At 47.4% G+C, this 22,497-nt stretch carries 18 protein-coding genes; 4 read left to right on the top strand and 14 right to left on the bottom strand.

Annotation, left to right across the window (positions count from 1 at the left end):
- The first annotated feature begins 5 nt into the window (after positions 1-5).
- The 3 genes from KDM87_RS02750 to KDM87_RS02740 all read left to right on the top strand — a co-directional run bounded on the left by KDM87_RS02750 (position 6) and on the right by KDM87_RS02740 (position 3,185).
- Complete coding sequence (locus KDM87_RS02750; RefSeq protein ID WP_212677641.1) at positions 6-1,487, top strand: RNA polymerase factor sigma-54; 1,482 nt, start codon at positions 6-8, stop codon at positions 1,485-1,487.
- Between the two features lie 109 nt (positions 1,488-1,596).
- Entirely contained in the window at positions 1,597-1,941 is a 345-nt protein-coding gene (gene hpf / locus KDM87_RS02745; RefSeq protein ID WP_186884677.1) for a ribosome hibernation-promoting factor, HPF/YfiA family, read from the top strand.
- Between the two features lie 149 nt (positions 1,942-2,090).
- Complete coding sequence (locus KDM87_RS02740; protein ID WP_212677640.1) at positions 2,091-3,185, top strand: enoyl-CoA hydratase/isomerase family protein; 1,095 nt, start codon at positions 2,091-2,093, stop codon at positions 3,183-3,185.
- Between the two features lie 353 nt (positions 3,186-3,538).
- Here KDM87_RS02740 and KDM87_RS02735 read toward each other — a convergent pair whose 3' ends face one another.
- The 13 genes from KDM87_RS02735 to KDM87_RS02675 form a co-directional block, all read right to left on the bottom strand.
- Positions 3,539-4,267: an ABC transporter ATP-binding protein gene (locus tag KDM87_RS02735; RefSeq protein ID WP_212677639.1), complete on the bottom strand. Its 729-nt coding sequence runs from the start codon at positions 4,265-4,267 to the stop codon at positions 3,539-3,541.
- 10 nt (positions 4,268-4,277) lie between these two features.
- Positions 4,278-6,242, bottom strand: a complete 1,965-nt coding sequence (locus tag KDM87_RS02730) for a branched-chain amino acid ABC transporter ATP-binding protein/permease (RefSeq protein ID WP_212677638.1) — start codon at positions 6,240-6,242, stop codon at positions 4,278-4,280.
- 9 nt (positions 6,243-6,251) lie between these two features.
- Positions 6,252-7,142, bottom strand: a complete 891-nt coding sequence (locus tag KDM87_RS02725; protein ID WP_186884673.1) for a branched-chain amino acid ABC transporter permease — start codon at positions 7,140-7,142, stop codon at positions 6,252-6,254.
- A gap of 170 nt (positions 7,143-7,312) precedes the next feature.
- The gene (locus KDM87_RS02720) at positions 7,313-8,470 is read right to left on the bottom strand and encodes an ABC transporter substrate-binding protein (RefSeq protein WP_212677637.1); all 1,158 of its coding nucleotides are present in this window, start codon (positions 8,468-8,470) and stop codon (positions 7,313-7,315) included.
- Positions 8,471-8,779: 309 nt separating this feature from the next.
- Positions 8,780-9,484: a DUF4197 domain-containing protein gene (locus KDM87_RS02715; protein WP_212677636.1), complete on the bottom strand. Its 705-nt coding sequence runs from the start codon at positions 9,482-9,484 to the stop codon at positions 8,780-8,782.
- 35 nt (positions 9,485-9,519) lie between these two features.
- The gene (locus KDM87_RS02710; protein WP_212677635.1) at positions 9,520-10,674 is read right to left on the bottom strand and encodes a deoxyguanosinetriphosphate triphosphohydrolase; all 1,155 of its coding nucleotides are present in this window, start codon (positions 10,672-10,674) and stop codon (positions 9,520-9,522) included.
- Complete coding sequence (gene aroKB / locus KDM87_RS02705) at positions 10,671-12,329, bottom strand: bifunctional shikimate kinase/3-dehydroquinate synthase AroKB (RefSeq protein ID WP_230407547.1); 1,659 nt, start codon at positions 12,327-12,329, stop codon at positions 10,671-10,673. Before aroKB ends, KDM87_RS02710 begins: the two co-directional genes overlap by 4 nt.
- A gap of 542 nt (positions 12,330-12,871) precedes the next feature.
- Positions 12,872-14,335, bottom strand: a complete 1,464-nt coding sequence (locus tag KDM87_RS02700; protein ID WP_212677634.1) for an Ig-like domain-containing protein — start codon at positions 14,333-14,335, stop codon at positions 12,872-12,874.
- Positions 14,336-14,393: 58 nt separating this feature from the next.
- On the bottom strand, positions 14,394-16,505 hold the full coding sequence (gene pilQ / locus KDM87_RS02695; protein WP_212677930.1) for a type IV pilus secretin PilQ: 2,112 nt from the start codon (positions 16,503-16,505) through the stop codon (positions 14,394-14,396).
- 32 nt (positions 16,506-16,537) lie between these two features.
- Positions 16,538-17,074 carry a pilus assembly protein PilP gene (locus KDM87_RS02690; protein ID WP_230407546.1) on the bottom strand — a complete coding sequence of 179 codons (537 nt, stop codon included), beginning with the start codon at positions 17,072-17,074 and terminating at the stop codon, positions 16,538-16,540.
- Positions 17,071-17,721 (bottom strand): type IV pilus inner membrane component PilO, encoded by a 651-nt coding sequence (locus tag KDM87_RS02685; RefSeq protein WP_212677633.1) that lies wholly within the window; start codon positions 17,719-17,721, stop codon positions 17,071-17,073. Before KDM87_RS02685 ends, KDM87_RS02690 begins: the two co-directional genes overlap by 4 nt.
- 21 nt (positions 17,722-17,742) lie before the next feature.
- Entirely contained in the window at positions 17,743-18,375 is a 633-nt protein-coding gene (locus KDM87_RS02680; protein ID WP_212677632.1) for a PilN domain-containing protein, read from the bottom strand.
- Positions 18,375-19,451, bottom strand: a complete 1,077-nt coding sequence (locus tag KDM87_RS02675; protein ID WP_212677631.1) for a pilus assembly protein PilM — start codon at positions 19,449-19,451, stop codon at positions 18,375-18,377. The genes KDM87_RS02680 and KDM87_RS02675 overlap by 1 nt, the downstream gene beginning before the upstream one ends.
- Positions 19,452-19,794: 343 nt before the next feature.
- Here KDM87_RS02675 and KDM87_RS02670 point away from each other — a divergent pair, with 343 nt between their 5' ends.
- A complete protein-coding gene (locus tag KDM87_RS02670; RefSeq protein ID WP_212677630.1) occupies positions 19,795-22,122 on the top strand; it encodes a penicillin-binding protein 1A in 2,328 nt (775 codons plus the stop codon).
- A gap of 11 nt (positions 22,123-22,133) precedes the next feature.
- Here the strand turns inward: KDM87_RS02670 and cyaY are convergent, their stop codons facing one another.
- Positions 22,134-22,445, bottom strand: a complete 312-nt coding sequence (gene cyaY / locus KDM87_RS02665; RefSeq protein WP_212677629.1) for an iron donor protein CyaY — start codon at positions 22,443-22,445, stop codon at positions 22,134-22,136.
- Positions 22,446-22,497 lie beyond the last annotated feature (52 nt).

The following is a 22,497-nucleotide window of genomic DNA, read 5'->3' as shown; positions in this document are numbered from 1 at the left end:
GCATTATGAAACAAAGCCTGCAACTACGTACTTCACAGCATCTTGCACTGACACCTCAACTGCAGCAATCAATACGGCTGTTGCAACTGTCAACGCTGGAACTGCATCAGGAGCTGGAAACACTGCTGATAGAAAATCCTATGCTGGAGCGTGTCGACGATCCTATGGACAATGCGGTTCGCTTACTGGCCGACGGTGCGATCAACAACACAAGTACGACACCGGATGCAGGCATGGAAAGCGCCGCTCAGGCTGACAACAATACGCCGCAAGAAGCGACAGCCGACGCCGATGTGCCGGTCAACGACAGCGTCAGCGCTAACGAGGAAGAATGGAGTTTTAACGACGCGCCTTCCGGTGCATCTAACAGCGACGAAGATGAGGGACGTCCTCAACTGGAAGCGGCGCACATCAGCTTACGCGAATACTTGCTCGAACAGATGCGTCTGACGCTCAGGGAACCGCGTGATCGTGCGTTGCTGGAACTGATCATCGACACACTGGATGACAACGGCTATCTGACAGAAAGTCTGGAAGAAATTCATGCTGGTCTGCCGATAGAGTTGTTGATTGAAGAAGATGAATTATCGTTTGCGCTGAAGATGCTGCAGAGTTTCGATCCGCCCGGCGTCGGTGCCAGAAATTTATCAGAATGTCTGGCGCTACAGATCAGGCGTCTGCCAAAAATTCCTTTTGTCACACGTCGTCTTGCACTGTCCGTGGTGGAGACTCAGCTGACTTTATTTGCACAGCGAGACTTCACTAAATTAAAAAAAATATTCAACTGCGATGACGAAGATTTACGTGAGGCACAAGCAGTCATACGACAGTGTGAACCACGTCCCGGCATCACATTTGCCACCAGCAGTTCGGACTATGCAGTGCCTGATGTGATCGTCAAAAAAAGTGGTAATGGCTGGCAGGTTTTACTGAATCAGGATGTGATGCCGAAACTGCGCGTCAGTAGTATGTACGCCAATATCATGCGGCAAAACCGTGGCGAAGCAGGACTGGGAACGCAGTTACAGGAAGCACGCTGGCTGATCAAAAATATGCGTCAGCGTTTCGATACTATTTTGCGTGTATCGCAAGCGATAGTTGAAAGACAACGTAACTTTTTTACGCATGGTGCAGTCGCGATGCGCCCCCTTGTTTTGCGCGAAATAGCTGATACACTAGGTCTACACGAGAGCACTATTTCTCGTGTGACGACCCAGAAATACATGCTGACCCCGCATGGTATGTTTGAGTTGAAATATTTTTTCGGCAGCCATGTCGCGACGGAAACAGGGGGTGAAGCATCTTCCACCGCGATACGTGCACTCATCAAGCAGTTGATAGGAGCAGAAGACCAGAAAAGCCCACTCTCTGATAGCAAAATTGCAGACATGCTGGGCGAACAGGGCATGGTAATAGCCCGACGGACCGTTGCCAAATACCGTGAAGCCCTGAAAATTCCACCAGTGAGTTTGCGTAAATCTTTGTAAGCAGTCCTTGTAATCACGGTTTGAATTGCTATATATGATTTAGCTCAACGCAGTAGAAACCAAATGAGCTTATTGTTAATAGCAAGTAATATCACTATAGGAGCACAGTATGAATCTCACCATCAGTGGACATCACGTCGAAGTCACTCCTGCCATTCGTGAATATGTACATACCAAGCTGGAACGCATCCGGCGCCACTTTGATCAGGTCATTGACATTACCGTCACGCTGACCGTCGACAAACTGAGCGAAAAAGAGAAACGGCACAAAGCCGACATTGACCTGCATATCAGTGGTAAGGATATTCATGTTGAAAGTCTGGCGCATGATTTGTACGCAGCCATTGACACACTGATTGATAAACTGGATCGTCAGGTGATAAAACATAAAGATAAAGTCCAGGGTCACGATCGCGATGCGATCAAACATATCCCTGATCCTGCATCGGCATAATCGCCCCCTCCCGCGCTGAACGGGACTCCAAAACAAGGACGCAACAGCGTCCTTTTTTGTTATCTTTTTTTTGTTATTTTTGTCGTACTGACGATGCGCAAACAGGAATAAAATGAATGCCCTGTCACGACTATGTTAATGGTATCTACATGAGCGAATACGTAATCACTTCCGTTAAAAATCAGATCGGCTACATCACTCTCGACCGCCCGAAAGCATTGAACTCTCTGTCGCTGGAGATGGTGCGCGCACTCACCGCCACGTTATTGGCGTGGCGCGACGATGCGGCCATTCGTGCCGTCTTCATACACAGCAGCAGCGAAAAAGCATTTTGTGCCGGTGGCGACATCCGTTTTTTTTATGATGTCGGCACAGCCACACCAAGCGGTGACAGCGCCCTGCTTGAAGATTTTTTTACCGAAGAATATGCGTTAAATCATTTGATACATTTTTACCCCAAACCCTACATCGCATTAATGAATGGTGTGGTGATGGGTGGCGGTATGGGCATTGCGCAAGCAGGTCCAGATTGTCGTCTGCGTATCGTTACCGAACGTACCAAAATGGCGATGCCGGAAGTGAACATCGGTTTATTTCCTGATGTCGGCGGTAGTTATTTCCTGTCACGCACCCCGGGTGAAATCGGTACTTATCTCGGTCTGACTGGCGACATCATCGCCGCTGCAGATGCCTTATATGCAGGCCTCGCTGACGTCTATATCCCAACATCTGAACTGCCAGCATTACTGGCCATGCTGGAGAATACCGAAGCGGCAGATATACGGTTGGCGATACGTGAATTTGCTGCGCCATTCGCATCGCAGGCCACCCCTGCCAACAGCAAACTGGCTGCGCAACGACCACTGATCGATCAGCTTTTCAGCGGGAATAATGTGCCTGCCATCGCAGAAAAATTAAGCAACAACAGCGATGCCTTTACCCAGCAGGCGCTGGCGACGATGGGGAAACGTTCACCTTTACTGATGTGCGTCACTCTTGAACAACTGCGGCGCGGCGCAGGTCAGAATGTGGCGGACTGTCTGCGCATGGAACGCAACATGGTGCGTCATTGTTTCAAGCACGGAGAAGTGCTGGAAGGCGTGCGCGCCCTGGTGGTTGATAAAGACAATACGCCGCGATGGTCACCTGCGCATCTGCGCGATGTGAGTCAGGAACAGGTTGCTCAATTCTTTGCCGAAGTGTGGCCAGCATACGCGCATCCGCTACGACATTTGCAAGGATAATATCGCGCTGGTTTCTATCCACAGCCACTGACACATTTGCCAGCAGATAGTTTCCGGCATCCGCACAGCAGCGCATATCACGCTAAAAAGTGATATGCGCTTTTTCATAGAACGCCGTTTAAACAATGCAGCTGTATTGATGCAGTATCCGTACATCCACATCAGATCACCACACATTCTGCAACGAAGTATCAGCACATTCTGAGCGTCAAATATACTCCCCCCAGTATATGTAAACCTCCCTTATTTTCTGCAGACAATAGGCAGTTTTAATAAAAAAAGAGGGGGAGTATATGAACTCCCCCTCTTTCAATTTCGTTTCTGACTCATTTCTGACTTACATCATTTAATGATTAATGATGTGAGCCACCACCCAGATACGCGGCCTTCACCGCCGGATCGTTTTGCAATTTATCGGCTGGACCGTGCACCGAGATGCGACCGTTTTCTAATACATAGCCGTAGTCAGCAACCGCGAGTGCGGCTGCCGCAAACTGCTCGACCAGCAACATGGTGCGCCCTTCCTGCTTGAGTCGCTGGATGATGCGGAACACTTCATCGACCAGAATCGGCGCCAACCCCATCGATGGCTCGTCCAGCAATATCACTTCCGGATTCAGCATAACGGCGCGCGCCATTGCCAGCATTTGCTGTTCACCGCCGGATAAAGTACCGGCCAGTTGATGGCGGCGTTCACGCAGGCGCGGGAATAATTCCATCGCCTGTTGCAGATCGCTTTCGATATCGCCACGCGGTCGCGAACGTGTGAAACGTGGAAATGCGCCCAGCAATAAATTATCCGTCACCGACATCGTCGCAAACACACGGCGACCTTCGGGTGAATGGGCAAGACCAGCGCGTGCGATTTTATGCGAATCCAAGCCAGTCACGTCTTTACCATGCAAAGTGACTGTACCTTGTTTCGGTTTCAGCATGCCGGAAATCGCGCGCATGGTCGTCGTTTTACCAGCGCCATTCGAGCCGATCAGCGTCACTACTTTGCCCTTAGGCACGTCCAGCGAAATACCATGCAAGACTTCCACCTTGCCATACGCCGCGTGTAAATTTGAAATACTTAACATACTGATCTCCTCAGGCGGTGGCGGTCGATGGGGCAGATGTCCCCAGGTCTTCACTGACGCTGCCACCGAGATACGCTTCGATTACTTTCGGGTCTGCCTGCACTTCGGCTGGCTTGCCTTCAGAAATTTTCTGACCAAAATCGAGCACAGTCACGGTATCGCAAATCGACATCACGACGTCCATGTGATGTTCAATCAGAATGATGGTGATATCGTGCTCGCGGATTTTACGAATGATCGCGATCAGGTCTTTGATGTCCGGTGCGGTGAGGCCAGCCGCAGGTTCATCGAGTAACAGCAACTGTGGATTCAGACCCAGTGCGCGACCGATTTCCAGCAGGCGTTGTTTGCCGTAAGGCAGATTCCGCGCTTCTTCGTTTGCCAGATCAGCGAGGCCGACAAAGTTGAGAATACTTGCTGCGCGTGCACGCGCTGCGCGCTCTTCACGCAGATAACGCGGGCTGTGTATCATCACATCGAACACATTGCTGCGGAAGGTATTGTGCAAGCCGACCAGCACGTTTTCTGTTGCCGTCATTTCGCCGAACAATTGCACGTTCTGGAAAGTCCGCGCCACGCCGCCCAGCGCGATTTCTGAAGGTGTCGTGCCGGAAATGACTTTGCCACTGAACTCGACGACGCCATCGGTCGGTTTATAGATACCGGTCAGCACGTTCATCATGGTGCTCTTCCCGGAACCATTCGGTCCGATCAGGCCATGTACCGTACCTTTGGCGATTTGCAGATCGACCTGATTCAAGGCTTTCAGACCGCCAAATTGCATCAGCAACTGACGTGCGCTCAACAACACGCCGACACGTTCGCCGTTCGCTTTGACAATCGCCAGATCTTCACCGCCACTCAACTCACCGGCTTTTGCCAGTAAGTGGCGTGGGCCTTTTCCGAGCAGAGAATTGACGAAACCGACGATGCCATCCTGCAGGTAATACACGACGAACAGCGTCATCAGACCGAACACTGTCAAACGCCAGTCGGTAATATTTTCCAGTTTGTACGAGAAGATCGCCATACCGACCACCGCTGCCACCGGCACCAGCAGTTCTTTCGCCGTTTTACGTCCTTTAGCGATAGTAAAGGCCGCACCGGCAAGACCGATCACAGCAGCAACGGTCGCGATCTTGCGGAACAGTTCAATATCCGCCAGCAACGATGGCAGCATCACCACAATGAAAGCGCCCAGCAAAGAACCGATACGTGATTTACGGCCGCCCATGATCACTGCGAGCAGGAACATGATGGTCAGTTCAAAGTTATACGTATTCGGTGAAATGTATTCTTCGGAATACGCATACAAGCTACCTGCCAGACCAGCCAGTGCAGCACTGATCACGAACGCATACACTTTATAACGATAAACGGAAACGCCCATGCAATCCGACGCGATCGGACTATCACGCAAAGCCTGAAAAGCGCGGCCGAGATGCGAACGCAAAATGCGATGTACCACGATCAGTGCCAATACCATCATGCCGGCGACCAGATAAAAATAGCCGACCTCTCCGAGCTTCTGACCAAACAAAATTGGCTTCGCGACTTTGAGCCCCATCGGGCCTTCGGTCAGGAATGTCATTTCGTTGATCAGAATCTGAATGATGGTACCGAATGCCAGTGTCACCATCGCCAGATAAGGACCGGTAACGCGCAACGCTGGCAAGGCCAGCAAGGCACCAAAAATAGCAGTCACACCGATACTGGCGGGGAGCGCCACCAGAATAGGCAGACCGAGTTTGAAGTACAGCACACCTGTGGTGTACGACCCTATGCCGAACAGACCTGCATGTCCTAACGATACCTGGCCGGTATAACCGACAACAATGTCCAGACCAAACAATAAAATCGCATAAATTAAAATCGTTTCGGCGAGATGTATGTAGTAAGGATTGTGTACAACGGTCGGAAACAGAATCAGCGCAACAATGCCGAGTATGGAAAAAGCTAAGGTTTTCTTGTTCATGTTTATTCCTTACACCTTTTTGATTGCTGCTTTGCCGAACAGACCAGCAGGTTTAAATGCCAGAACCAGCAACAGCAATACCAGGCCAGGTACTTCTTTGTAACCTGTCGAGATATAAAAACCGGTAAGCGTTTCGGCCACACCTAAAATCAGGCCACCGACAATCGCGCCGACACCGGAAGTCAGGCCACCGATAATCGCCACCGCAAATGCCTTCAGACCCAGTGCAGAACCCATCGTTGCACCAGTCAGTGTCAGCGGAGCCACCAGTACGCCTGCAAACGCCGCTGTAGCCGACGATAAGGCATACGAAAAAGTGATCACGAGGCTGGTATTAATGCCCATCAGACCTGCTGCATCACGGTCGTTCGACGTTGCGACCACGGCTTTACCGTAGATCGATTTACGATTGAATAATTCCACCGCCAGCATGATCGCCAGCGCGCCAACGACAACGACGATTTGCATTGCCTGCACATTCGCGCCAAAAATTTGAAACGGTGCTGCGGACAATGGTGAAGGGAAAGTCAGATCGTCTTTACCCCAGATATTTTCTGCGACGTTTTTAAAAATAATCGCGAGCGCAATCGTGGACATAATCCAGCCAAACTCAGACTTGATTTTGATCGCCGGACGGACACCTATCCATTCAACGAACATCCCCTGTAAGCCACCGAAGACGATGACGATAGGAATCATCAGCCAGTAATTCATGTAAGGGCCGCCATGAATATTACCGACCACACTCAGGCCAACCAGCGCACCCAGCATCAATGATTCACCCTGACCGAAATTCAGCGTGCCGGAAGTAGCGAAGGTCAGTTGATATCCAAATGCAATGACCGCGTAGATCATGCCAAGAGCGATACCACTGAACACTAACTGTAATAAAATTTCCATTTTCATTTACCTAATGGAGAGCACGACACAAGACGCACATAACAGCCGCAGACATGGCCGGGCCAGTCTATGCAAGCGATGTGGTCTTGATGATGCAGTACAGAGAAACGAGTCAGATCTTGCTTAAATTGCCGCAGACCTGACTCTGATGACAGCTAAAAAATGATGTTTTATTTAGCCAGAACGATGTGACCGCCTTTGGCTTCGCCCATCACTGGAATACCAGTTTTGATCGCTTCGTGATCGTCGTGGGTAAATGGTTTGCTGTAAGTCGTCACCACGCCCTCTACTTTTTCAGTCAGATTTTCGAGTGCTTCACGAACTTTCACACCGTCAGTAGTACCGGCCTGTTTGATCGCAGCAGCAAGCACATAGACAGAGTCATAGCCTTGTGCAGCAGAGACCGGAGAAGGAATACGGTCAACCTTGTAAGCCTTTTGGTAGGCGTCAATGAAGGACTTGCGTTTCGGTGTTGTCGCATCTTGAATGAAGGTCTGTGGCATGCGTGCGCCATCGCCATTTTTGCCAGCGTTATCAAGGAAGTTACCCATCGATAATGTCCAGCTGCCGATCATCGGCACTTTCCAGCCAAGCTTTTCCATACCATTCGCGATCTGCGCCAATTCTGGGCCAATACCATAAGTCAGAATTGCTTGGGCGCCGCCTTGCTTGGCTTTCAGCAATTGCGCTGTCATATCCACATCTTTGATGTTGAATTTTTCAACGGCAACCGGCTTGATGCCTTTTGCTGTCAGCGCTTTTTCCAAATCTTCACGGCCCAATTGTCCGTAATTGGTGGAGTCAGCGAGAATCGCCACTTTGGTAAATTTACGCTTGCTGATCGCTTCTTCGACGATCATTGCGGATTGAATCGTATCGCTGGCGGCAATACGGAAGATGTAGTTATCTTTGTGTTCTGGTGCAACGAACTGCTTGGTGATTGCAGTACCGGTAGCGATGTTATTCATGACCGGAATTTTGGCTTCCTGATAGAAGCGCTGTGAAGCCAGAGCCACGCCAGTGTTTGCGTAGCCAACGGTAGCCACCACTTTTTCTTTATTGATCAGCTCTTGAGCGACTTGAACGCCGCGCTCATTTTTTGCTTCATCATCGCGTTCAACAAGTTGGAACTGACGACCAAGTACGCCGCCTTTAGCATTGATTTCAGCAACAGCAATTTTGACGCCGTCGCGCATCGAAACACCCATCGGTGCAGAGCCGCCGGTCAGCGGGCCGGAAACGCCGATCTTGATTGGTTCGGCAGCAATACCTGCCACGGACCAGCTTACGAGTGCAGATGCAATAACAGCTTTCATTTTGTATGACATGTCGGTCTCCAGATTATTTGTATGAATTTGAATATTTGCTTTTCGACGTACTACCCATACAAATTACCAGAAAATTCTTTTTGCATTGCAACAAAAGCTACTTAAGTAAAACTACGCAAGCTATTTTCTGTTAACACGCGACATTCACAATCCCGTTGAAGACCTCATGTTTTCTGGGTTTCCGCAGAGAAAAGAATTTTTCATCAAATCCGTTTCATCAAAAGACGAAATTTTTTTCACCAATTCTGATCAGAATTGATTTTTGTCAAGAGCGCAAAAAGAGACAATCAACATGCAACACGACCAGAATCATTTCAACAAACTGAAAACCTGACTGATCGCTTTACTGCCGGAACCAAGTGGATCTTTGCGTATCGCCTTTTCTTCTTCCGCAATCATGAGGTACAGACCATCTAATGCTCTCTGCGTCACATAACCCTCCACCGTTGACTCTTGCGCCGGGACGACACCGAATTTCTGTGCCTGCCCCATCATATTGTTGTACTTGGAAGATAAGCCCGCTTTATCCGTTACATTCTTCACCAGAGGCAAAAATTTGACCGCTAACGGTGCCGCTGTTTTCTCTTTGAAAAAATCAGTGACCGATGTCTCGCCACCAGTCAGAATATTTTTAGCGTCAGTCAGTGTCATTGATTTGACCGCGTTGATTAACAAGGGCTTCGCCAATGGCACGGCTGATTCTGCGGCACGGTTCATTGACAACACAAGCTCATCAAGCTGCTGCGACTTTCCGGTCATTTTCAATATTGGTCGCGCTTTTTCCAGCACCGATGGCAGCGGTATTCTGACCTTCTCATTATTCAGAAAACCGTTTTCCACGCCAAGTTTGGCGACCGCGGCGACACTCCCCTTATCCAGCGCCGCTTTCAAGCCAGTGCTTGCGTCTTTATTACTTAAATCACTGAAAGAAATCGCGTGGACAGACATCGCTATCGTCGTCAGCGAAACCGCCAGCAAAAAGCGTCTTTTAGATAAGGAATGATCAGAAAACATAACTAACTCCACAATAGATTTGATACAGCAGCAGATTAAATTTCCTGCATGGAAAACAGACGTCTGTGTTCACGTATTGCATAACGATCCGTCATGCCGGCGATGTAATCGGCAATTTTTCGCGCCTGCAAGTCGCCATTATCATTACTACGCGATTCATGCCCCACCTGATAATCCGGCGGCAGCAAGTTAGGCTCCGCTATCATTGCATCGAATAATTCTTTAATGATTCTGCGCGCCTTCGAGGTCATACGGTTGACCTGATAATGCCGGTACAACTGGTGATGTAAAAATTGCTTAAGCAACTTTGCTTCTTCGAATTTGGCATCCGAGAAAGCGATCAGTTTGCTGCTGTTTCTGACATCATCAACAGACTGGGGAGCACAATCACGGATACGTGCGGCAGAGGTTTCTATCAGATCCGTGATCAGGGTGTTAATCATCCGTCGTATGGTTTCTGAAATTGCCCGACGGCCCTGTACACCCGGATACGCCGCACTGACCTCGGCACGATGGCGGGCGAAGAAATCGACTTCCATCATCTGAGCCTCGGTCAACAGACCGGAGCGCAATCCATCATCAATATCGTGATTATTGTAGGCAATCTCATCCGCGAGGTTGGTCAGTTGCGCTTCAAGGCCGGGCTGGGTTTTATTAATAAACCGCTGCCCGACATCACCGAGCGCAGCGGCGTTTGTCACGGAACAATGTTTGAGAATACCTTCGCGAGTTTCAAAGCATAGGTTCAATCCATCAAAGCCGGCATATCGTTCCTCGAGTTGATCGACGATACGCAGGCTTTGCAGGTTGTGCTCGAAGCCGCCATAAGGCTGCATACAGGCATTTAAGGCATCCTGCCCTGCATGCCCGAAGGGCGTGTGACCGAGATCATGCGCGAGTGCTATCGCTTCTACCAAGTCTTCGTTTAGCCGCAGGTTACGCGCGATAGAACGACCTATCTGGGCGACTTCCAGGCTATGTGTCAGCCGCGTCCTGAACAAATCACCCTCGTGATTCACGAACACCTGGGTCTTATATTCCAGTCGCCGGAATGCCGAGCAATGAATGATACGATCCCGGTCGCGTTGGAACTCAGTGCGTGAACCGGATGACGGCTCAATAAAAAGCCGCCCTCGTGATGTTGCTGATTGGGCGGCGTATGGTGCCAGATGATCGTCTGTGAAATTCATTTATGGTCAAGAATACAGTGACGTAAAGTTTGTAATAGTAATTCTTCCGGCACATTGGTAATGACGGAATGACCTAAAGGTTTTAGCAAAATAAATTTGATTTGCCCACCTTCATTTTTCTTATCCACTTCCATTAATTCTAACCAACGCTGTTCACCAAGGTCAGGCGCAATGACCGGCAAACCCGCAGCTTCAACCAACTGTTTAATTCTGGTTTTAGTCACAAAATCAATATAGCCTAAACGGCAGGAAAGATCCGCGGCCATGACCATGCCGCAGCCAACTGCTTCACCATGCAGCCATTTTCCGTATCCCAGGCCAGACTCAATCGCGTGTCCAAAGGTGTGCCCAAAATTTAAAATTGCGCGCAAACCACCTTCCCGCTCGTCCTGCCTGACCACATCGGCTTTAATCTCGCATGAGCGGATAACAGCGTAAGCTAGGGCTTGTTCATCTCTTGCCCGGAGCTTCTGCATATTCGCTTCCAGCCACTCAAAAAATGCCAGATCAATGATCGCGCCATGTTTGATGATTTCGGCCAGACCTGCAGATAATTCGTTATCCGGTAGCGTATCCAGAGTAGAGGTATCTGCAATAACGGCCTGAGGCTGATAAAACGCGCCGATCATATTCTTGCCGAGCGGATGATTAATGCCGGTCTTACCGCCGACCGACGAATCTACCTGAGATAATAATGTCGTTGGAATCTGCACGAATGGAACACCGCGCATGTATGTAGCGGCAGCAAATCCTGTCATATCGCCGATCACGCCACCGCCAAGCGCAATCAAAGTGATTTTACGATCACACTTTTGCGACAGTAAATGATCAAAAATCATCATCAGACTGCCCCAGTGTTTGTGCTCCTCACCATCAGGAAGAATCACGGCACTAGTTACCTTACCAAGGTTGCGCAGTTCTTTTTCCAGGTTAGATAAATACAAGGGTGCGACAACGGTGTTGGTGACAATAACGACATTTTTACCTTTGATGCGATCTGCCAACACGGATGCATCATTTAATACACCAGCACCGATAGTGATAGGGTAAGACCTATCGCCTAATTCAACATTCAGTGTGTGAAATCCGGCTTCTGTTTTATGCATACTGAGATGTTTCTGAGGGAATCGTTCGCTGACGTTGGACCGTGGCAACTTGTCCAGAATGTTCTGTACCAGATGCTGAACATTCGGGCGTCCGGTTTCTATGACCAAATCAGCAATTTCCTGATATAAGGGGTGACGTTGAGATTCAAGTTCTTCGAGTTTTTTACGCGGATCTGCGGTACGAAGCAAGGGGCGGTTTTTATCGTTACGGGTACGCTGGAGAATACTATTTACACTCGCATGCAAATAAATAACGGTACCGCGCTCTTGCAGATAGCGGCGGCTATCATTATTCAGAATAGCACCTCCACCTGTTGCCAGCACGATACCGTCTTGCGCGGTTAAGTCACGTATCACCTCAGCCTCTCGCTGACGAAAACTGACTTCACCTTCAATTTCAAAAATCACCGGAATCGAAACGCCTGTACGCGCCTCGATTTCGTGATCTGAATCAATGAAACGTTTATTAAGCTTCTTTGCCAAGGCCCGGCCAACTGTTGTTTTGCCGGAGCCCATCAAACCTATTAGAAAAATACTACCGTCACTCATTGCCCCAATACCTTCTGCACAAAATCAAAAAGAAAGAAATGTCCCAAGCTATGTTCTTCACGGGAGCAAATCGGGGATACTCATATTGTACACAATCTACCACACTGATTAGACACTGCTTCGACAACCTAACTGTATTACGTCAATCGAACATATACATTCTGTTCTCATATCAAAGTGGCAGTCTGATGTGTACGTTCAATTCTATTTTTTTCAATTCCAATATAGATGAATATTGAACATTCCAAATGTTGATCTAACACGAAAAAATCAATGGTGTTGCTCAATCTAATGTGTGCCTGCACATTAGATTGAGCAACACCTTTACTATTTATTCGCTGCAGACCTATGCCAGAGAAGGAAGATAATGCATAAGACCAATGCGACACGAACCGGCTAGCTATTTTTAGCTAACATCCGGCTCGTATTGCGTCTAAATCGACAACAACTATTCAACTGCGAAGGCAATAGCCCGACACGACAAACATGACGACACTTGATGCCAGTTTTTGCATAAAGAATTCAAGATTTAAGAGCGCGGATCAATTATAAACTACAGGAATATTGTAGGACTGCTTAACCTTATTAGATGTTTCAATCTGGAAATTTGTAGTACCAGTTCCTGGAGGACATTTGTCAGTTGGTGTAAAAGTCAATGTGTGAGAAGTTGAGATTGTTCCTTTGACATTTAAAGCCGATATAGTGGATGGAGATACTGTTACAGTCACATTATTTGTATCAGCGAAACTCAATGCAGTACCTGCTGGCAACTGATAACCATTTCGATCTGAAATGGTGACGTTAAAACTCTTCGCAGTGCATGAACCACTTGCGAAGGTCACACTGGATGGCAACCCGACAATGATAGGGTTCCAGGAAGCACTATTGGTAAAAGAGACACTGGTAGATAAATTTCCTGCGGCAGTAACGGTTGTTGCTATCACGGTCACCAATGACAATGATGGATTTTGGCTACGCCAGATCACAGAACAACTACCATTTTTTATTAAACACCTAGCCGTATCAGAATTACCGGCATCACCAACGATAGCACCACTATTAGTTGTAAAAACAACTGCCGCGTCATTCGAAACTACACCACCATTTACATCTGCCAAAAACACAGTTAATTGGTTGGTAATACCTGCAAAATCAAATCCTTCAACGTTGGTTTTCTCTGTAGCTAAAGTAAAGCTATCTTGGGTACTTATACCTGTTGTCACGGCGACCGTATCAGAACTTGTTGTGATACTGGTTCCATCAACTGTTGCACTGACTATGACAGATGTAGGTTGCGTGCCAGAAGAAACGGTTGCAACCACATTCCCATTTGAATCGGTTGTCGCTGAAGTGGTCGCTAAATTGACAAGTGCAGAACTTCTCGCAACAAAGTTGACTTTTTTGTTAGCGATGCCAACGTTGTTACTATCAACAACTTTGAAGGTCAACAATGCAATTTCGGTGCGACCATTTCCGCCAGCCCCTTTGATCACAATCGACTTATTGCTAGGACTTGCAGAAACAAAATTAACGGCAAATGGAACTGCGTCAGGAAGCGAGCCAACGGAGAACGATGCTTTTGCGGAAATTGCTGCAAATCCTGTCCATATTGCGTTAGCGGTTATGGTAGTCGCGCCTGGATTACCGGCTTTAATGGCAATTTCAGCGACACCGTTTTGATTTGTCAGAGCTGAACCTGAACTCGGCGACAAAGTTGCGATATTGGCATTGTCAATAGTAAACGTCACCACAACGCCAGCAACTGGTGTTCCATTATTGTTGTACACCCTCGCTCGGGCAATCAATCCGTTAGCATTGTTAATTACATTCGTAGGATTAGCATTACTATCAAACAGAGTAACATCCATTTTTCCCGTCTTCAGGGTCGAACCGGTTCCGGAATCGGTGCCAAACGCACTACTTCCACCAGATCCACCGCCACCACCGCACGCCGACAATATTGAGAGCAAGAATATGCCAGCAACCATCCTAAAAAACGTCTTCATGTACCACCTGTAGTTAAGCTAAGAATTATCAAACCTGATTGTTAGTCTAAGTTCCGTTTTACTTCACACTAAACTTATCAGTTACGATTTTAGGCGTAATGAAAATTAACAATTCAGTTTTGTCATTTGTGCGACCGGTACTCTTAAACAAGTTACCAAACAGCGGAATATCACCAAAAAATGGTATTTTCGTAATATTATCACGTTCGGTCTGCTGGAAAATCCCTCCTAACACAACGGTACCGCCGTTTTCAACCAAGACCATCGTTTTCACTTCTTTAGTATCAATTGCATAACCCATACGTGTTTCCTGACCAACGCTGTCTTTATGCACTTCAACATCCAGTATGACGTTGCCATCAGGGGTAATCTGAGGTGTCACTTCCAATCTCAAAGTTGCTTTACGGAAGAAAATCGATGTAGCACCACTGGAAGTTGCCACCAAGTATGGTAATTCAGTACCTTGCTCTATTAAAGCCTTCAATTGATCAGCGGTAACAACCCTAGGACTAGAGATAATCTTACCTTTACCATCGGCTTCCAACGCGGATAATTCCAAATTCAAGAAACGATTTGCCGCAGCAGAGAACAAACTGATAGCTAAACTACCTGGAGTTGATCCATTAATGCCGCTAGCAGGCAGACTGACAAACTGTGAGTTAGGGACGAAACTTCCATCGGTAATTTTAGCCTGACCGGTTTGCTCACCAACACCTAGGTAATTACCAGTCAAAGCAACTCGTTGATTTCCACTGACGGAGTACCCGGTATCGCCACCTCGTAAACCACGCAGATCCGTGAACCCTAGTTTTGCACCTAGATTTTTACTGAATTTATCATCTGCTTCAACAATCCTTGCCTCAATCAACACTTGCTTTGAAGCGATATCTGTTTTTTGAATCAACTTCCGCACTTCTTCAAGCTTTGAAGGAATATCAGTAACAAATATCTGGTTGGTGCGAGGTTCGATCACCGCACTACCACGTTTAGACAAAATACGATTTGTAGACGCACCATCGACACCAAAGACCTGCTTAAATGCCTCGGCTTTTTGATAATTTAACTGGAAAGATTCAGTTTTCACCGGCTCCAACTCTGCAATCTGCGCTTTTTGCTCCAGCTCCAATTTCTCTTTTGTTAACAATTCATCTTTAGGCGCAATCCAGATAACATTACCGTTCTTACGCATATCAAGACCCTTGATTTGCATAATATTGTCCAATGCCTGATCCCAAGGAACATCTTTCAGACGCAGAGTAATAGTTCCGGTTACGGTATCGCTAGCGATAACATTCAGGCCACTGACTTCGGCGATAATTTGTAAAATTGCCCGAACCTCAATGTTCTGGAAGTTAAATGACAGGCGTTCACCTCTGTAACCTTGTGTACCCTGTGTCAGTTTGTTCGGATCTTCTTTGATAGGCTTCACTTCAAGCACAAACTGTGTGTCACTTTGATAGCTACTTTGCTCCCATAATCCTTTTGGCTCAATCACCATCTGCACGTTATCGCCAACGGGAGTAGTCGTAATGATCTGCACGGGGGAACCGAAGTCAGCGACATCTAAACGCTTACGTAAGACTTCAGGCAAACCAACTTTTTGGAAGGTGACCAAAATCTTTTGCCCTTGTTGGCGCACGTCCACAGCGATTTGATTTAGAGGCAAATCAACAACGATCCGACCATCGCCAGTAACTCCGCGACGGAAATCAATATCACGTATCTGTGGCTTTGTCGCTATTGGACTCTCAGTATTAACGGGAAGTCCTTGTGAGTTCACTGCAGTTGCAACACCGCCAGAACCATCAATGGTAACAATCAGATATTTACCTTCAATCACGGTTGCGTAGTTCAGAGGTTTATTCAGATTGAATATCATCCTGGACCGACCTGAGGCCTCGACAAGAGTCACTGTGCGTAAATCGCCAATATTGACATCAACTGTTGTCTTACCCGTTGCGTTCGCAACATCAGCAAAATCAAGTGCGATGCGAGCTGGATTCGCTATAGAAAACCCAGCAGGTAATTTTGTGATTGGATTTTTCAAACCAACTTTCACAACAATATTGGAGCCTTGTTGGTTAGCAACCACTGATTCGATACTATTCGATTGGGCAAAAGCAAACTGACTAATACCAAGCATCATGAAGATACAGGCTTTAAAAAACATGGCGCCCCTTTTACTTATATTTATCAACGCGTTCATTTCTTACTCTCCTGCAACTCAAGCTTAACGTTACGTTCAACCCACTCCCCTGATGCATCTTGAATGGTTTCTTTAATTTCAATCTCAGAATCAGTAATTCGTGTCATCAGGCCAAAATTTTGTCCAATGTAACCACCAGCTTTCGCCTGAAAAACGGTTTTATCTGCTTGCACCAAAGCTTGCTTAACACCGGATTTTTCAATCACACCAACCATTTTCAATGCATCAAGAGGGAATGCCTCTAAAGCTTCTTTCCGTCTGTCCATATCAGGTTTGAAACCATTACTTGAATCTCTCATTCGTGCCAGCACAACAAGAAGCTTAGCGGGATTAAATGGATCAATGTCCGCTGCACCAGAATAAGCAACAGGAACATACACTTTAGGGGGGCTCAGCTTAGGAATCGACAATTTAGTCTCTTTCTTCACCGAGTTCATCCACTCTGTCAGCTCAGAAACACCATTGTCGCCACAAGCAGCAAGCAAAACTGCGGGTAACAGCAGTATTAGTATTTTAAAATATCTAAACATCATTTCTTTGCTGCCTTTTTCAGGTTAGCCTGGGCTAAAACTTCATCCTTATCCAGATAGCGGAATGTTTTAGCGACAACATCCAAAGTCAACCCTCCGTCTTTGCTGCTTGTCAGAGCCAAATTATTCAAAGTAACGATCCTCGGTAATTTTGCAATGTCAGCAACAAATTCACCTAAATCATGGTAACTGCCAGCAAGCTTGATATCAATTGGCAACTCAGCATAGTAATCTTTGACGATAACAACGCCAGGTTTAAACGAATCAAATTGCAAGCCTCGCCCTGTTCCCGCCTGATTAATATCCGACAGCAACGCATACATTTCGGCCTTGCTTGGTAATTGCTTTTCCATCGTAGCAACATATTGCAACACCAACCCACGTTGATCTTTCAAAGCATCCAGATTAATCGCTTGCTGCATTTTGTCGCGGTAGTCCTGCTTTAACTTGACTTCTTCCTGCAGTTTTTGGTCTATTTCCTCTGTTTGTCCATCCCAATAAAAAAACCAACCTAACACCAGAACCACTAGCATCAAGCCGAAAGCCATAGCGACTCGTGGCGCGATAGGCCACAAACCAGGATGTAATCCATTCAGGTCACGGAATTGCTCACTGATCCCGTCAAAAATTTCTTTTACATTTGTTGCCATTCCTGATCTTCCTTTTTTACATTATCGAGCAGGACTCGGAGCACTCGTATTTTTTGCCGGGGTAGCCGCAACACCGGATGCCGATTCTTCTTTTTCACGCGGACGTTTAATGCCAACATTCACAGTAAAGTCTGAAACTTTTTTAGCGTCCCTGCCTTGGCCGATTCCTGTTGTATGGATATCGATCAACTCCGGCTTAAACATCCATTCTGAGTTATTACTCAGATTGCGAATAAATTCGGCAACCCGCTCTTGCGATTGCGCATACCCATTCAAGGTCACACGTTGCCCATCCTGTTTCAATGCACGCAAATAAACACCTTCCGGAGTATGCGTGACCAACTCACTCAATAAAAATACTGGCTGATTCCGGTCACTCTGTAAATCTTCTACGGCCTGCTGACGCGCTTTCAGCGAATCGATTTCTTGCTTCAAAGTAGCGATCTCTTTAATTTTCTCGTCGAGCTTTGCATTTTCGCTCTTGATGAAATTCACCCTGTCTGTTTGTATAGCAAGCTCTCGCGCATTAAATACACCAACCACCACAACAATTAACGCACCAATAATCACTGCCAACAGCAACAGGGAATAAAAGTCTTTAACCCGCTGTTTACGCTTTTCCTCTCGATGAGGGAGAAGATTAATTTTTATCATTAGTCGAATCTCCGCAGCGCGAGACCACAAGCAACGGTGTAAGCAGGTGCCTCACTGCGCAAAGCTTTTTCATTTACTCCTGTACCCAATTCCATCCCCTTAAACGGACTGATAACCGCGGTCGAAATTTTCGTACGCTCGGCGACAATATCAACAAGTCCTGCGACAACGGCACAACCGCCAGTCAGAAAGATCTGATCAACTCTTGTATAAGGAGTGGACGTAAAGAAAAACTGAATTGCGCGGGTTACTTCTAACGCAGCATTTTCTAAAAACGGCTCAAGCAACTCCATTTCATAACTATCAGGAAGATCACCGTTTTTCTTTTTAATTTCGGCTTCTTCTTGAGAAAGTCCGTAATTCCTGACGATATCCTGCGTCAGCTGGCCACCGCCGAATTGCTGCTCACGTTCATAAACCACTTCGCCATTGAACATGATGTAGATATAAGTGCGTTTGGTACCGATTTGGAAAATGGCAAAAACCTGATCACGTCCCTCGTTGGCCTGCTTTTCAATCAGGCGCTGCATTGCAGCGCGAGCCGCATAGGACTCAATGTCCATTACTTTTGCCTGCAATCCCGCCGCCTGAACAACAGCCACCCGGTCTTCAATTTTTTCTTTACGCGAGGCCGCCAGCATGACTTCGACGTCTTCCTGATTTGCGGCCGGGCCGATCACACAAAAATCAAGGCTGACCTCATCCATAGAAAACGGAATGTATTGGCTTGCTTCAGATTCAACCTGCACTTCCAGAGCCTGATCACTCAACGTCGCAGGTAAAAATATTTTCTTTGTAATGACCGCTGCAGCTGGCATGGCAACCGCAGCATTCTTTGAACTGGAACCGCTTTTCTTCAGCAATTTTCTAATCGTGTCAGAAACCTGCTCGATGTTTTCGATATTGCCGTCCAGAATCGCGCCCTTAGGCAAAGGCTCGGAAGCATAGCGTTCCAGCCGGTATTCTTTATCGCTACCCTCAGAAAGTTCGACCAGTTTGATATCAAACGAGCTGATATCCAACCCGATAAGAGGCGGATTTTTTCTGCCGAGCAGTGAAGCAAGATCTAAAGCCAAGAATACCCCCTCATGAACACATCCGAATTTTGAAACACGACAGTGTTCGTTTTTTAAACACTTCAGTGTTCGTTTTTTACAAATTGAAACAAACCCATCAATGAAAACCGAAAAATCTCTTTAAAAACCGCTATTTAGGAGACACTTATAAAAGCCTACGTGAAATGCTAGCAACATCGCCAGTATTGGTAAAGAACTTTCCTAAGGGCATATTCAGAATCCGTTGCCAAATCCCCACGCTCAGGCAAATTTCATGTCCGGGCTCAAACCGGGAATCAGGTTTCAACAGCTGTCGAGGTGACAACCGTTATAATGTCTGCCGCGATTGTTACTGAGTAAACACATGACGGATAACGAAAAAGAACTCTCTCCAAAGAACACCCATAAGGCAGGCGCAAAACGCAGCCTTGCCAGTCGTATCGTCATTGTTACCGTAGGCACACTGTTGGGTTTAGGTGTTGCCTTAGCGCTTGTCATTGGTTTTGCCTTAACCATGGCCTATCCGAATTTGCCTGAACTCGATTCGATCACCAGTTATAAACCGAAAATGCCTCTGCGCATTTTTTCTGCGGACAATGTTCTGATTGGCGAATTTGGCGAGGAACGACGCAATGTCGTCCGTTTCGATCAAATCCCTGACATCATGAAAAAAGCGGTTCTTGCAATCGAGGATGATCGCTTCTATGAACATGGCGGCGTTGATTATCTGGGTATCACACGTGCAGCCCTGCACAATCTGACTGGCGGCGCCAAACAAGGTGCCTCAACCATCACTCAACAGGTCGCGCGTAATTTCTTTTTATCGAGCGAGCAAACCTTTAAACGAAAAATTTACGAAATCCTGCTCGCGTGGAAGATAGAACAAAATCTGACTAAAGATCAGATTCTTGAAATTTATATGAACCAGATTTACCTGGGACAACGCGCTTACGGCTTTTCATCCGCAGCACAAATTTATTTTGGCAAAAACCTGAAAGACCTCACGATCGCTGAAGCAGCGATGCTGGCTGGCTTACCTAAGGCGCCTTCTGCGTACAATCCAGTCGTTAATCCGAAACGGGCAACTGCACGTCAGCAATATATTCTGCAGCGGATGCGGCAACTCGGCTACATCACCAATGATCAGTATGAACAAGCCAAGGCCGAAGAACTGGTCACAAAAACCGACAGCAGCGAATTCGGTGTACATGCGGAATATGTCGCTGAAATGGCGCGCCAACTGGTGTATGAGCAGTTTAAAGAAGATACCTATACACGCGGACTGAACGTCTACACAACGATCACGAAGCCAGATCAGGATGCGGCTTATTTATCTTTGCGCCGCGGCGTGATGGAGTACGAAAAGCGCCATGGTTATCGCGGGCCAGAAGCAATTATCAGCATACCGGAAGGAAAAGAAGCGGCAGAAGACGCGATTGAAAAAGCACTTGCCGAACACTCGAACAGCGATGACTTACAGGTGGCGATGGTGCTCGATGCAACGCCGAAATCAGTACGCGCCATCCTCGCTTCGGGTGAAGAAATCCGCATGGATGAAGCTGGTATCAGCTTTGCTGCTTCAGGCTTGTCAGCCAAAGCGCCTGCCAACAAACGTATACAGCGCGGTGCCGTCATCCGTGTGATGCAAGAAGGAAAAAACTGGGTCATCACGCAAATGCCTGAAGTGCAGTCGGCGTTCGTGGCCGCCAGCACGACCGATGGCGCGATCAAAGCGCTGGTTGGTGGTTTTGATTTTGACCTGAATAAATTCAACCATGTGACACAGGCATGGCGTCAGCCGGGCTCCAGTTTCAAGCCGTTTATTTACTCCGCTTCGCTGGAAAAAGGTTTATCACCGGCCACCATCATCAATGACGAACCCATCAGTTTTGACGCAGGTCAGACCGGTGGTCAGGCGTGGGAACCGAAAAACTACGACGGTAAATACGAAGGTCCGATGACCATGCGTAAGGGGCTGACGAAATCGAAAAATATGATTTCGATTCGCATCCTGAACCGGATAGGCGCGAAATATGGACAGGAATACACCAGCCGCTTTGGCTTCCTTCCTGAGAAAAATCCACCTTACCTGACACTCGCTCTCGGTGCTGGTGCGGTAACGCCATTGCAGATGGCAGGCGCGTATGCGGTGTTTGCGAATGGCGGCTACAAAATTAACCCCTATCTGATCAGCAAAATTACCGACAACAACGGCAATGTGCTGGTCACTGCAAAACCGGATAAGGCGGGCGACGAAAGCAACCGCGTTATCGATGAACGCAATGCATTCCTGATCGACAGCATGTTGAAAGACGTGGTGCGCTATGGCACGGCCGCCAAAGCCATGGTGCTGAAGCGTCCGGATCTGGCAGGTAAAACGGGAACGACGAATGATTCTTTCGATGCGTGGTTCGCTGGTTACCAAGCTAAGATCGTGGGGATTGCGTGGATAGGTTTTGATCAGCCGAAAAATCTCGGCAATCGTGAAACGGGCGGTGGTCTGGCATTACCGATCTGGATAGGCTTTATGCAAAAAGCGTTGAAAGATATTCCTATCGAAGAACGTCCGGTTCCGAATGGCATCATTTCTGTGAATGGCGATTTCTATTATGCAGAGAATCCGCCCGGAACCGGGATCAGCGATCTGAGCACGCCGCCGGTGATTGAAGAACCGAAAGAGCAAGCTCAGTAAATTCGGTAAATTCAGCGACCTTGTTCTTGCGCCAGCGCGGACAAGGTCGAAAATAATTCCGAACCATCGCGCGTATTGCGCCATTGCTGACCATCGTATTTATAGTGATAACCACCAGCGCGCGCAGCCAGCCACATCTCTTGCATCGGCGCCTGGCTATTGACGATCATTTTTGAGCCGTTGTTCACAAACTCTATCGTCAGCACATTCCCGGTACGACTGCATTCGACATCCAGCTCATCATTGTCGAACGCTTTTTCAAACATCTCTTCCACCTGGTTCAGGCAAGATTCCGCCAGAGTCAGGAAATCAGATTCAGTCATGCTACACTCCTCGCATTGATTCACACTTAAAACGCCATTTTATACGGTGTCA

This window comes from Cognatundibacterium rivi, assembly GCF_018139565.1.
Taxonomy (GTDB): Bacteria; Pseudomonadota; Gammaproteobacteria; order Burkholderiales; family Burkholderiaceae_D; genus Undibacterium; species Undibacterium rivi.
The sequence above is the reverse complement of the archived record's forward strand: the minus strand, read 5'-3'. Positions and strand labels throughout refer to the sequence as shown.

What these genes read in the sequence shown, in the direction of transcription:
- KDM87_RS02700 (WP_212677634.1), bottom strand. Translation starts at nt 14,335, where the DNA reads ATGAAGACGTTTTTTAGGATGGTTGCTGGCATATTCTTGCTCTCAATA.
- KDM87_RS02690 (WP_230407546.1), bottom strand. Translation starts at nt 17,074, where the DNA reads ATGATGTTTAGATATTTTAAAATACTAATACTGCTGTTACCCGCAGTT.
- KDM87_RS02710 (WP_212677635.1), bottom strand. Translation starts at nt 10,674, where the DNA reads ATGAATTTCACAGACGATCATCTGGCACCATACGCCGCCCAATCAGCA.
- aroKB (WP_230407547.1), bottom strand. Translation starts at nt 12,329, where the DNA reads ATGAGTGACGGTAGTATTTTTCTAATAGGTTTGATGGGCTCCGGCAAA.
- hpf (WP_186884677.1), top strand. Translation starts at nt 1,597, where the DNA reads ATGAATCTCACCATCAGTGGACATCACGTCGAAGTCACTCCTGCCATT.
- KDM87_RS02715 (WP_212677636.1), bottom strand. Translation starts at nt 9,484, where the DNA reads ATGTTTTCTGATCATTCCTTATCTAAAAGACGCTTTTTGCTGGCGGTT.
- cyaY (WP_212677629.1), bottom strand. Translation starts at nt 22,445, where the DNA reads ATGACTGAATCTGATTTCCTGACTCTGGCGGAATCTTGCCTGAACCAG.
- KDM87_RS02730 (WP_212677638.1), bottom strand. Translation starts at nt 6,242, where the DNA reads ATGAACAAGAAAACCTTAGCTTTTTCCATACTCGGCATTGTTGCGCTG.
- KDM87_RS02685 (WP_212677633.1), bottom strand. Translation starts at nt 17,721, where the DNA reads ATGGCAACAAATGTAAAAGAAATTTTTGACGGGATCAGTGAGCAATTC.
- KDM87_RS02725 (WP_186884673.1), bottom strand. Translation starts at nt 7,142, where the DNA reads ATGGAAATTTTATTACAGTTAGTGTTCAGTGGTATCGCTCTTGGCATG.
- KDM87_RS02735 (WP_212677639.1), bottom strand. Translation starts at nt 4,267, where the DNA reads ATGTTAAGTATTTCAAATTTACACGCGGCGTATGGCAAGGTGGAAGTC.
- KDM87_RS02670 (WP_212677630.1), top strand. Translation starts at nt 19,795, where the DNA reads ATGACGGATAACGAAAAAGAACTCTCTCCAAAGAACACCCATAAGGCA.
- KDM87_RS02740 (WP_212677640.1), top strand. Translation starts at nt 2,091, where the DNA reads ATGAGCGAATACGTAATCACTTCCGTTAAAAATCAGATCGGCTACATC.
- KDM87_RS02680 (WP_212677632.1), bottom strand. Translation starts at nt 18,375, where the DNA reads ATGATAAAAATTAATCTTCTCCCTCATCGAGAGGAAAAGCGTAAACAG.
- KDM87_RS02720 (WP_212677637.1), bottom strand. Translation starts at nt 8,470, where the DNA reads ATGTCATACAAAATGAAAGCTGTTATTGCATCTGCACTCGTAAGCTGG.
- pilQ (WP_212677930.1), bottom strand. Translation starts at nt 16,505, where the DNA reads ATGTTTTTTAAAGCCTGTATCTTCATGATGCTTGGTATTAGTCAGTTT.
- KDM87_RS02750 (WP_212677641.1), top strand. Translation starts at nt 6, where the DNA reads ATGAAACAAAGCCTGCAACTACGTACTTCACAGCATCTTGCACTGACA.